Annotated in this window: 10 protein-coding genes; 7 read left to right on the top strand and 3 right to left on the bottom strand. The window is 71.8% G+C overall.

Going from position 1 to position 10,821, the window contains the following annotated elements:
• The first annotated feature begins 45 nt into the window (after window positions 1-45).
• The 3 genes from G515_RS0102280 to G515_RS0102270 all read left to right on the top strand — a co-directional run bounded on the left by G515_RS0102280 (window position 46) and on the right by G515_RS0102270 (window position 2,782).
• A complete protein-coding gene (locus tag G515_RS0102280; RefSeq protein WP_028658823.1) occupies window positions 46-783 on the top strand; it encodes a methyltransferase domain-containing protein in 738 nt (245 codons plus the stop codon).
• Between the two features lie 177 nt (window positions 784-960).
• Window positions 961-2,145 carry a DNA polymerase IV gene (gene dinB / locus G515_RS0102275; RefSeq protein WP_036553781.1) on the top strand — a complete coding sequence of 395 codons (1,185 nt, stop codon included), beginning with the start codon at window positions 961-963 and terminating at the stop codon, window positions 2,143-2,145.
• Between the two features lie 172 nt (window positions 2,146-2,317).
• A complete protein-coding gene (locus tag G515_RS0102270) occupies window positions 2,318-2,782 on the top strand; it encodes a DUF3040 domain-containing protein (protein WP_028658821.1) in 465 nt (154 codons plus the stop codon).
• A 542-nt stretch (window positions 2,783-3,324) separates the two neighbouring features.
• On the opposite strand, the gene G515_RS0102260 is transcribed toward G515_RS0102270, so the two are convergent.
• The 3 genes from G515_RS0102260 to G515_RS0102250 form a co-directional block, all read right to left on the bottom strand.
• Window positions 3,325-5,634, bottom strand: a complete 2,310-nt coding sequence (locus G515_RS0102260) for a transglutaminase TgpA family protein (RefSeq protein ID WP_028658819.1) — start codon at window positions 5,632-5,634, stop codon at window positions 3,325-3,327.
• A complete protein-coding gene (locus tag G515_RS19130) occupies window positions 5,631-6,917 on the bottom strand; it encodes a DUF58 domain-containing protein (RefSeq protein ID WP_036553780.1) in 1,287 nt (428 codons plus the stop codon). Before G515_RS19130 ends, G515_RS0102260 begins: the two co-directional genes overlap by 4 nt.
• 62 nt (window positions 6,918-6,979) lie before the next feature.
• On the bottom strand, window positions 6,980-7,954 hold the full coding sequence (locus G515_RS0102250) for an AAA family ATPase (RefSeq protein ID WP_245565146.1): 975 nt from the start codon (window positions 7,952-7,954) through the stop codon (window positions 6,980-6,982).
• 347 nt (window positions 7,955-8,301) lie between these two features.
• On the opposite strand from G515_RS0102250, the gene mraZ reads away from it, so the two are divergent.
• The 4 genes from mraZ (at window position 8,302) to ftsL (ending at window position 10,770) form a co-directional block, all read left to right on the top strand.
• Window positions 8,302-8,733 carry a division/cell wall cluster transcriptional repressor MraZ gene (gene mraZ / locus G515_RS0102245; RefSeq protein ID WP_028658817.1) on the top strand — a complete coding sequence of 144 codons (432 nt, stop codon included), beginning with the start codon at window positions 8,302-8,304 and terminating at the stop codon, window positions 8,731-8,733.
• Window positions 8,734-9,001: 268 nt separating this feature from the next.
• Window positions 9,002-9,166 (top strand): hypothetical protein, encoded by a 165-nt coding sequence (locus tag G515_RS23250; protein ID WP_157570968.1) that lies wholly within the window; start codon window positions 9,002-9,004, stop codon window positions 9,164-9,166.
• 2 nt (window positions 9,167-9,168) lie between these two features.
• A complete protein-coding gene (gene rsmH / locus G515_RS0102235) occupies window positions 9,169-10,140 on the top strand; it encodes a 16S rRNA (cytosine(1402)-N(4))-methyltransferase RsmH (RefSeq protein WP_028658816.1) in 972 nt (323 codons plus the stop codon).
• Window positions 10,141-10,206: 66 nt separating this feature from the next.
• Complete coding sequence (gene ftsL / locus G515_RS22415) at window positions 10,207-10,770, top strand: cell division protein FtsL (RefSeq protein WP_051217752.1); 564 nt, start codon at window positions 10,207-10,209, stop codon at window positions 10,768-10,770.
• The last annotated feature ends 51 nt before the right edge of the window (window positions 10,771-10,821 follow it).

Genomic DNA, 10,821 nt, shown 5'->3' with positions numbered 1-10,821 from the left:
CGTCCGGGGAGGGTGGTGCGCCCAGGGCCGTCTAGGCTGGTGCGCATGTCAGCGAGCGAGCGTCCCAGCGAGCGTCGGGGAGCAGCCCGCACCGCTGTGGTGTGGGAGACCCTGCGGCCGATCCTCGGAGACGGCGACACCTCGGCTCCCGCCTTGGATGTGCTCGACATCGGCGGCGGCACCGGCGGGTTCGCCGTCCGGGTGGCCGGTCTCGGGCACCGGGTCACCGTGGTCGACCCCAACCCCGACGCGCTCGCCTCGCTGGCGCGTCGAGCCCGCGAGGAGGGGGTCCAGGTCGCCTCGACACAGGGCGACCTCTCCGACCTGGCCCAGAGCATGCCGGAGGCAGGCATCGACCTGGTGCTCTGTCACGGCGTCCTGGAGTTGGCCGATGACCCAGCCGCCGCGCTGGGGGCGATCGCCCGGGTGCTGCGTCCCGGCGGCACGCTCAGCCTCCTGGTCGCCCAGCGCAACGCCGCGGTCGTGGCGCGGGCGATGGCCGGCCACTTCGGCCAGGCGAAGGCCCTCCTCGACGACGACACCGCCTCCGGGCGGGCCGGTCGACGGTTCACCCTTGCCGAGGGGCGGGAGTTGCTCGGCGGGGCTGGGTTCCAGGTCGTCTCGGTGCACGGCATCCGGGTCTTCGCCGACCTGGTGCCCGGGTCCCTGGTCGACCTCGAGTCCGGGGCGGCCGCGGCCCTGGTCGACCTCGAGCACGAGGTGGCCCAGCGGCCCGACTACCTCCCCCTGGCGACCCAGCTGCACCTGGTCGCTACCCGCTGAGTCGCTACCCGCTGAGTCGCTACCCGCTGAGTCGCTACCCGTGGAGTGGGGAGCCACCGAGTCCGGAGTCGCGGAGTCCGGAGTCGCGGAGTCCGGAGTCGCGGAGTCCGGAGCCACCGAGCCCGGAGTCGCGGAGCCCGGAGTCGTCGAGCCCGGAGTCGCCGATCGGGGCGCATCATGAGCCCGGTCACGCCGATCCTGCACGTGGACATGGACGCCTTCTACGCCGCGGTGGCCACCAGGGACCGTCCCGAGTTGGCCGATGTGCCCGTGATCGTGGGTGGGGGCAGTCGCGGGGTGGTCCTGGCGGCCAACTACGCCGCCCGCGCCCACGGGGTCCACTCGGCGATGCCGGGCACCCGCGCCCGGCGGCTCTGCCCTCAGGCCGTGGTGCTCAGTCCCGACTTCAGCACCGTCGAGCAGGTCTCCAGGTCGGTGATGGAGGTCTTCCGCAGGGTGACCCCGCTGGTGGAGGCGGTGAGCGTCGACGAGGCGTTCCTCGATGTCCGCGGTTCGACCCGCCGGCTCGGTTCGCCGGCGGAGATCGCCGACTGGGTGCGGGCCACTGTTCACGACGAGCAGGGGATCACCTGCTCGGTCGGGGTGGCCGCGTCGATCTCGGTGGCGAAGCTGGCCAGCCGGCGGGCGAAACCGGACGGAGTGCTCGTCGTACCACCGGAGCAGATCACCGGATTCCTGCATCCGTTGGATGTCGGTGAGCTCTACGGCGTGGGGGAGAAGACCCGGTCGGCGCTCCACCGGCTCGGACTGCGCACGGTCGGCGATCTGGCCCACACCCCGACACGGATCCTGGCACGGGCACTCGGTGCCGGGCAGGCCCGGCACCTCCACGACCTCGCCTGGGGAGCGGACCGGCGGGAGGTGACTCCTCGGGTCGCCGTCGGGGAGCCGGATCGGTCGATGGGGGCACAAGAGACCTTCGGACGCGACGTGGACGACCGGGAGGCCGTGGCACGGGAGTTGCTGCGCCTGAGCGCCAAGGTCACCGGGCGGATGCGGGTGGCGGGTGTGGCCGGGCGGACGGTGACGATCACGGTCCGCTTCGCCGACTTCACCACCCTGACCCGTTCGCGCACCCTCTCCGAGGCCACCGATCTCACCCAGGAGATCTACCGGTCGGCCCTTCGCCTCTACGACGGACTCGGGCTGCAGCGGGCCAGGCTTCGACTTGTAGGGGTGCGCGTGGAGGGTCTGCTCCCGCGCGGAGGCGTGCAGCGTCAACTGGTGCTGGGCGAGCGGGAGCACGGTTGGTCGGAAGCGGACCGAGCCATGGACCGGGCGGTGCGCCGATTCGGCAACGGAGCCGTCCGGCCGGCGAGCCTGCTCGCCGAGCGTGCCTGACCTCCGTCCGCGGGAGCCTGAGCGCCGTCCGCGGGAGCCTTCTGCCGCCCCCGGGTCCTGGCCGGTCGGCGGGAGCGCGATTTTTGGGCTCCCGCCTACCCTGAGAGCGCGGGTCAGATTAGACTTAGAACCGACCGCACGACGACGTGTGGATGACCACCGGGAGGGAACGGTGCCACTCTCCGAAGAGGAGCTGAGACTGCTCGAGCAGATGGAGCGTGCCCTCGTCGAGGAGGACCCCAAGTTCGCGTCCACTCTGGGCGGCACCGCGTTCCGTCGCTCGGCACGTCGCAGGGCGGCCCTCGCCGGGGTGATCTTCGTGGCCGGCGTGGCCTTGCTGATGACCAGCGTCATCATCCAGCTCCCCGCGATCGGCATCGTCGGTTTCCTCGTGATGCTCGCCTCCGCCACCTGGGGGCTGATCGCTCTGCGAGGCAAGCCGACATCCGCGGTCCACCGCTCCGTGCCCGACACCCCTGAGGGGCTGACCGTCATCGACGGTGGCCGCGCCTCGCACGGCAAGGGATCGCACGGCAAGACCGGCAAGCTCGGCAAGACCAAGCGCACCAGCTCCGGCTCCTTCATGGAGCGGATGGAGCAGCGCTGGCGTCGGCGCCGGGAGGGCGGCGGCTGGTGAGCGAGCAGCTCAGCCGCTGACCTGATCACCGCCGGTAGCTGACCGAGGCTTCCGCGCGCCCGCGCCGCCGACGTCACGTCCGGCGAGGATGCCAGCGCGGGAGTCGCGTTCGTCGGCTCGGTCGATCTCGACGGTGAGTCGCGCGGACCGTACGCCGACTCGGCCGGTCAGAGGGAGGGCGACCCGGTCCTCGACACCATCGATCGGACCACCCCGATGGCCTTCCTCGGAGCCGTCGGGCACCAGGGTCCGGCCTCCCGTCGGCATCCAGACACCCTGTCTCCCGGGTGGCCCGGTCTCCCCGGGGGCATGCCTCGGAGCCGCCGAGGCGTAAGGGTTGGGGCGCCGACCGGCGTCGAGGCACCCCGTCTCCCGGGTGGCCCGGTCTCCCCGGGGGCATGCCTCACAGCCGCCGAGGCGCAAGGAGCGGGCATCGGCCGGCATCCAGACACCCCCGTCTCCCCGACACCCCCGTCTCCCGGGTGGCTCCGTCTCCCCGGGTGACCCCGTCTTCCAGATGGCCGAGGCCCGGTCAGGGCTGGTCAGCGCACGTGTTCGACGACATCCTCGTCGTCCTCGGCGCCCATCATGGTGGGGTGGAACTCCGCGTTACCCGGTCGGTCGGTGCCGGTGGGCGTGAGGCCCAGCACCGACCGGGGCCACCAGTCGGCTCGGCGACGAACCCGTCGTGAGGAACTCTCCCGGAGATCGGCGATCACGGCAGCGAGCTCCGCCGTCGGCGGACCGGGCACCGAGCGCGGTGAGTATCTGGTGGTCTCGAGATCGGCGATGATCCGATCCAGCGCGGTCCGCGCCTCCCGGGTGGTCAGGTACCGGTGGAGAACCCGGCCCGTGGCGCGAGGGGAGAGACCGGCGGGCCAGGGGAGGCCGAGGTCGATCACGGTGTCGCGCAGCTCGGCCCACAGATCCTCGGGAGCGCCGTCGATACGACGGCTCCGGCGCCGCCGGCGTACGACGGTGGGCACGGCGGCCAGCCCCACCACGGTGGCGGCGAGCGCGAGGATCAGGAGGGCGTCGCCCCAGGGGAATCCGTCGGCCCCATCCTCATCCTCTACCGGTGCCGCCCCGGGCTCGGGGGCCGGCTGACCGCCCCGGTCGGGCTCGGTCTGCGGCAGCGGGGCCGCGGAGTTGTCGGGCGACGCGGGCTCCTGGGAGGTCAAGAGCCCGCGTGTGTACGCCGGGACGCGGGGCGCGCGGGCGGACGGCGTGGGCTCGAAGGCGACCCAGCCGAACCCGGCGAAGTACAGCTCGGGCCAGGCGTGCAGATCGTGGGTGCTGTATTCGTAGGTCGAGGAGCCGATCTTCTCCGGCGTCAGGAAGCCGATCGCGACCCGGGCCGGGATGCCGAGCTCGCGGGCCATCACCGCCATCGCGGTGGCGAACTGCTGGCAGAAGCCCCGACGGTTGTCCTCCTCGAGGAACGCCGCCAGATCGCTGGGGCCGCTGCCCAGGTCGACGTCGGTGGAGTAGGTGAAACCGCCGCCGACCCGGAACCAGCGCTGGAGCGCGACGGCCCGCTCGAAGGAGCTCTGGGATCCGTCGGTGACCTCGAAGGCGAGCTGCTCGACCGACTGCGGTACGTCGTCGGGCACTTCGCGGTAGCCGGGGTCCACAGAGCTGGCGCCGGACTGGGCGTCCTCGAGATCGCTGGAGCTCAGCTGCGGCTCCAGCGCGGTGAAACTGTAGGACATGCCGCCTGTGCTGAGGTCGTCATTGGCGGCGATGAAGTCCATCGTGGTGATGTCGTAGCGCCAGTCGCCGTCGGCGTCGATGCGGCGCAGTTGCGGCTGGGTGGGCAGCCAGGTGGAGTGGAAGGACTGCGCGACGTCCACCCGGTAGCGCGAGTCCTCCAGCGGGATGGTCTCGCCGACTCCCTGGAGCGGCGGCAGGGTCCCGCGGGCCACCTGGTCGCCGGGGACGTTGCGGGTGCCGGCCGACCACTCCTCGTTGCTGAACCGGGTCAGGACCGCGAGGCGTAGATAGTCGGGCCGCGGATCGTCGGTGGTGACGGTGACCGCGCGGACGTCGGGGCCCTGCACGAGGTCCTCACGCATGCTGACCAGCGGGTTGCTCACCGTGATGTCGTCGCCGCTCCCCGCGCCGGGGCCGAGGTCGAAGAGTCGGATCTCGAGGGCTGGGAAGGAGGCGGGCACGATCACCGCGAGCGCCGTGGCCGAACCGGCGACGACGGCGGCGCCCCGCTGCGGGCGGGGGAGTCGCTCACCGTCGTCGAGCGGGCGACCCCACCGGGCCACCCGCTCGTTCTCGTGCAGGCCGATCAGGGTGAGGAACCCGAAGACCGTGGCTGCGAAGGTCCACCACGTCACACCGAGTCCGGAGATCCCGAACGGCACGCTCACCACGGCGAGCAGCGGAAGCCCGGCCACCGACGGGTGCCCCAGTCCGACGGCGACCAGATCCACGACGAGCATGCAGCCGAAGCCGCACAGCAGCAGGATGGGCGCCAGCCCGTCCTCGCCACCGGCCGGCACCGGCGGGGCCAGGCCCATGGCGGTGTCGGCCGCCCGCTCGACCGCGGCGGTGAGGTCGTCCCAGCCGTCGCCGTACGGGATGAAGGAACCGCCGACCAGTCGGCTTGTTACCGCGCCCCCGATCACCAGCTGCGCGGCGAAGGTCAGCCACGGTCCGCCGCGCAGGGAGCGGACCAGCGACCCGGTGCTCGCGACGACCAGGCCGATCAGCAGCATCGGCACCAGGTAATAGCGCGACTGGTAGGTGAATGCCTGCCAGGAGAATGTGGAGAGCCAGACCGTCCCCGCGGCCGCGAAGGACAGCAGGGTCGAGAACGTGATGGCCTGGGCGCGGGTCACTGGACCACCCCCGGCGCCGGCGCGGTCCGGGTGAAGGAGTGCGGCGTCCGCGCGCTGAGGTCACGCCAGGCCTGGTCCAGCGAGGAGTCGGGGCCCAACCGGGAGGCACGCCACCCCTGGGCGGTCAGGGCGGCGACCGTGCCGGCGCCGGTCGTCTGCCCCGGCGCGGCGGTGGTGGCCCAGGCATCGACGTCGACCGCCACGGCGAGGGCGTGGTCGGCATGGTGGTGCAGTTGTCGCAGCGGCTGACTGTCGTGCTCGCCGATCCTGCCGAGTACGGCGACGGTGAGTCCACCCACCCCCTGCTCGCCGAGCCAGCGGGTGTCGAAGGTGGCCGCGGAGACCGGCTGGACCATGGCCAGGGCCTCGAGCAGCGGACCGGTCGCAGCGACCGGTTCCCGTACGTGCCAGCTGGAGGGGGAGTCGTCGCCGCCGGCGGTGACCAGACGGACCGTGTAGCCGAGCTGGGTCAGGTGGACGGCGACGGAGGCCGCCATGCTCACCGCGGGCTCGAGTGAGGATGCGGCGCCACGGCCGACGTGCGCGTGGGCCCGGTTGTCGATCAGGACGGTGGCGCGCGCCTGCCAATCCTGCTCCTCGCGGCGCACCATCAGCTCGCCGACCCGGGCCGAGCTGAGCCAGTGCACGCGGCGCAGGTCGTCACCGCGGCGGTATTCACGCACGGTGACGTCCTCGGCGCTGCCGCTCGCGAACGCACGGGGACGGTTGTCACCCGAACCCGCGAGCGCCCCGCCCAGGCTGATGCTCGGGAGCGGGACCGTCCGTGGGGTGACCACCAGAGGCGTCGTGGAGTGGAAGCCGCGGTGCAGTTCGACCAGGCCGAATGGGTCGGAGACCCGCACCGTCATCGGTCCGATCTCGTAGTGGCCGCGCACCTCGGGACGGACGGCGTACCCGACCTCCCGGTGCCAGCCGTGCTCGATCCGCTCCAGCACGAATCTGGGCCGGCTGCCGAGGGTGAACGGGATCCTCTCCTCGAGGCGCAGGGCCCCGCTGGGCATGCTGCCCTGGTTGCTGATCCTCAGTTGGACCTGGGCGGGCTGGCCGGCGGAGGCGACCTGCGGGGTCACGCTGCGTACGAGTCCGATCCGGTACCGCGCCCGGCCGACGACGTACGCCGTGAGCAGCGGGAGCGCGATCAGTAGTAGGCCGACCCGGGTCAGGGTGGGTTGGCCCAGCAGGGCCGCACAGACCAGCGACGTGACGCCGGCGGCCAGGAAGGCGCGGCCTCGAACGGTCAGTCCGGCGAGTGCCTCGCGCACGTGGGGTCCTCGGGGTACGGGATGGTCAGGGGGATTGGCGGCGGCGCAGAGATGGTGGCCGGTCAGTCCGGGACGGGCACGGCGGCGACCACGGACTCCACGATCGCGGCGGTGCTGCGCCCGTTCATCGAGGCCTCTGCGGTGGGGAGCAGGCGGTGGGCGAGTACCGGCGTGATCAACGAGGTGAGGTCGTCGGGGAGGACGTAGTCGCGTCCCCGGAGCGCCGCCGCAGCTTTGGCCGCGCGGACGAGGTGCAGGGTGGCGCGGGGTGAGGCTCCGAGGCTGAGCTCGCCGTGGTGGCGGGTGGCGCTGACCAGGGCGACGGCGTACCGCTGCACGGCGTCGGAGACGTGGATGCGGGCGACGATCCCGATCAGCTTGCGTAGTTCGGCCGCGTCGGTCACGGGCTCGAGGTCGTCGAGGGGGTTGGTGCTGGTGTGGGTGGAGAGCATCGCCAACTCCGCGGCCTGTGGCGGATAGCCCACCGATACCCGGGCCATGAAGCGGTCCCGCTGCGCCTCGGGGAGGGCATAGGTGCCCTCCATCTCGATGGGGTTCTGGGTGGCGATCACCATGAACGGCGACTCCAGTTGGTAGGTCACGTTGTCGACGGTGACCTGGTGCTCCTCCATGCACTCCAGCAGCGCGGACTGGGTCTTCGGCGAGGCCCGGTTGATCTCGTCGCCGACGACGATGTTGGCGAACACGCCGCCGGGACGGAACTCGAACTCGCGGGTGTTCTGGTTGAACACCGACACGCCGGTGACATCGCTGGGGAGGAGGTCGGGGGTGAACTGGATCCGACGCACGGTGCAGTCGATGCTTCGCGCCAGCGCCTTGCTGAGCTGGGTCTTGCCGACCCCCGGCACGTCCTCGATCAGGAGGTGACCCTCGGCCAGCAGCACCACGACGGCGGCGAAGACGACGTCGGGCTTGCCCTCGATGACCCGCTCGACGTTGTCGCGCACCTGGCCGGTGACGCGCAGCAGCGTCTCCAGGTCGGCCCCGGCCGATCCCTGCTCTGTCTGTGTGTCCACCGGAGCACTCACGTACCGCAACCTACCCTCCGCCCACCCATCGCCCAACCGGCCTGATCGCCGACCGCTCCGCCGAGCAGCTCGACGGGTCGCTCCACATCCCTCCACCATCCGCCCCCAGGAGCTCTCTGGGCCCGTTCGGAGGGGGTCCGGCCATCCCTTCGCGGGTGGTTCGCTCGGTCGCGAGGGAGTGTCGCGGGCGCGCCGGATCGGTGTTCGCGCAGGTCAGGGAGGTGTGAAGGGTCGTGAAGGGGCGCGTGGTGATTGCGTGTGGGGGAAAGTGGAGTAGGGTGGGGGAAAGTGGAGGAAGAAGCCACCATCGTGGGTGACGGGGATGGAGGTGCCCGATGTTCTTCATGGGCACCTACACCCCGAAGCTCGACGAGAAGGGGCGCCTCTTCCTCCCGGCCAAGTTCCGGGACCGGCTGGCAGAGGGGGTCGTGGTGACACAGGGTCAGGAGAACTGCCTGGTCGTGTGGCCCCAGGACGTCTTCATGCAGGAGGCCCGGCGGGCACAGGCGACGCCGCTCACGTCGCGTGGTGCTCGTGACTACGCCCGAGTCCTCTTCGCCGGAGCAGACGAAGGGGTCCCGGACAAGCAGGGGCGGATCAGCATCCCGCCGCCGCTGCGGGAGTACGCCGGTCTCGGCCGCGAGGTGGTCGTGATCGGCGTGATGGACCGGATCGAGATCTGGGACCCGGCCCGCTGGGCGGAGTACTCCGCAGCAGCGCAGGCCTCGTTCTCCGAGCTCGACGAGGACCCGCTCGCCACATCCTGAGCAACGCACAACACCACAGCGGATCCGTAGGGCCTGGTCTCAGTCCCGCTCTCACGCCTTCTGGGGCACCTTCCCCGGTTCCAGACGGCCTCCACGGGGGCTTCACCCCGGGGGCGGGCATGAGACCAGACCAGGCGGCTCCGCTGTGTCGTATCCGGCCACACCGGACCGGTCGGGATCCGGGCACGACGACTGGTTCGGTCGGCCAGACGGATCGATCGGGCAGCACACCAGTAGGACGCGCAACGCAAGCAGTGGGGGTCGGACGATGAGCACGACACGAGTGGCGCCGGGAGCGCCCGGACCGGCACGGTCCAAACGGGTGCGGCACCAGGCTCGCGACGCGGTCGTGCTGATGGCCTTCTCCGCCGGGGCGTCGGTCGGGCTCGCCGGACTCCTGTTCATTCTCGCCGCCCTGGCTCAGCGGGGCTGATGATGGCAGCTCAGCAGCACGTCCCGGTCCTTCTCGAGCGGGTCGTGTCCCTCCTCGCGCCGGCGCTCGAACAGTCACGCGAGGACGGACGGGCACCGGTCCTGATCGACGGCACCACCGGTCACGGGGGCCACTCCGAAGCCGTCCTCGACCGCTTCCCCCACGTGCGCGTCATCGGGATCGACCGTGACCCCAGTGCGCTCGCCCTGGCCGGCGATCGGCTCGCCCGCTTCGGCGAGCGCTGGACCGGTGTGCACGCCGTGTACGACGAGATCCCGGACGTGCTGAGTGCGCAGTCGCTGGACGCCGTCGCTGCCGTGCTCTTCGACCTGGGTGTCTCCTCGATGCAACTGGACCAGCGGCAGCGCGGCTTCGCCTATGCCGAGGACGCCCCGCTGGACATGCGGATGGACCCGACCACCGGGCCCACCGCTGCCGACGTCCTCAACAGCTACCCGGCCGCCGAGCTCACCCGCGTGCTGCGCAACTACGGCGAGGAGAAGTTCGCCCGGAAGATCGCCGCCGCCGTGGTGCGGCGCCGCGAGCAGACGCCGTTCACCACCTCCGGGCCGCTGGTGGAGCTGCTCTATGCCGAGATCCCCGCGCCGGCCAGGCGCACCGGTGGGCATCCGGCCAAGCGCACCTTCCAAGCGCTCCGGATGGAGGTCAACGACGAGCTCGGTGCTCTCGAGCGCGCCATCCCCGCCTCGCTCGACGCGATCGAGGTGGGTGGCCGGGTCGTCGTGGAGTCCTACCACTCGCTGGAGGACCGCCTGGTCAAGCGGGCCTTCGCCGCGGCGGTGGCCACCGACGTCCCACCCGACCTGCCGTTCGTCCCCGAGGGGTCCGAAGCCTCCTTCCGGTTGGTGACCCGTGGCGCCGAGCAGGCCGACGGCGACGAGATCGATCAGAACCCGCGGGCCGCCTCGGTGCGTCTGCGAGCCATCGAACGCGTCCGGCCCTCCCGCACCTGACCAACACGATCCCAGCATCCCGATCCCGAGCAGTCCGACCGCCTCCCTTCCCCGAGGAGTCACCGAATGTCCAGTGCACCAGCCGAGCGGCTCGCCCCGGTCCGCCGCCGTGTGGCCGCCCTCGATCGCGCCCGCCTCGCCGTCGTACCGCGGACGAAGGTGCGGGCGCCCAAGCTCCCGTTCGTCATGCTGGTCAGCGCGCTGCTGATCGGTGGCATCGTCGGGCTGCTGTTCTTCAACACCTCGATGCAGCAGGCGGCCTTCACCGGCACCTCGCTCGAGGACCGGGCCACGTCGCTGGCGGCCCGGCAGCAGACGTTGGAGATGGAGTTGGAGGAGCTCCGTGACCCCCAGCAGATCGCCGTGAAGGCCCGTCGGCAGGGGCTGGTGATCCCGGCCGGCGTCGCGATGTTGGAGGTGCCCTCGGGCAAGGTCACCGGTACGGCGGAGCCGGCTGACGCGGGCAGCACGCCCCGGCTGTGGCCGAAGATCCACAAGCCCCGGTTCGCCTCGCCGGACACCGCCCGGAGCACGGTTCCGGCCACCCCGGCCACCGGCGCCCCCGAGGCCGCGGAGCGCAGCGTCCGGAACCAGCGGCTCAATCAGGCCCCGGGGAACGCCGCCCGCTGACCCGCCGCGCGACACGCCCCTCCGCTTGCCGCGGAACGACCGGCTCGGTGG

The organism is Nocardioides insulae DSM 17944 (assembly GCF_000422825.1).
Taxonomy (GTDB): Bacteria; Actinomycetota; Actinomycetes; order Propionibacteriales; family Nocardioidaceae; genus Nocardioides; species Nocardioides insulae.
This window is presented reverse-complemented; position numbering and strand designations above follow the sequence as displayed.

Bases quoted from the DNA above. Each gene is read 5' to 3' on its own strand.
- G515_RS0102280 (WP_028658823.1), top strand. From the start codon at position 46: ATGTCAGCGAGCGAGCGTCCCAGCGAGCGTCGGGGAGCAGCCCGCACC.
- dinB (WP_036553781.1), top strand. From the start codon at position 961: ATGAGCCCGGTCACGCCGATCCTGCACGTGGACATGGACGCCTTCTAC.
- mraZ (WP_028658817.1), top strand. From the start codon at position 8,302: ATGTTCTTCATGGGCACCTACACCCCGAAGCTCGACGAGAAGGGGCGC.
- G515_RS23250 (WP_157570968.1), top strand. From the start codon at position 9,002: ATGAGCACGACACGAGTGGCGCCGGGAGCGCCCGGACCGGCACGGTCC.
- rsmH (WP_028658816.1), top strand. From the start codon at position 9,169: ATGGCAGCTCAGCAGCACGTCCCGGTCCTTCTCGAGCGGGTCGTGTCC.
- ftsL (WP_051217752.1), top strand. From the start codon at position 10,207: ATGTCCAGTGCACCAGCCGAGCGGCTCGCCCCGGTCCGCCGCCGTGTG.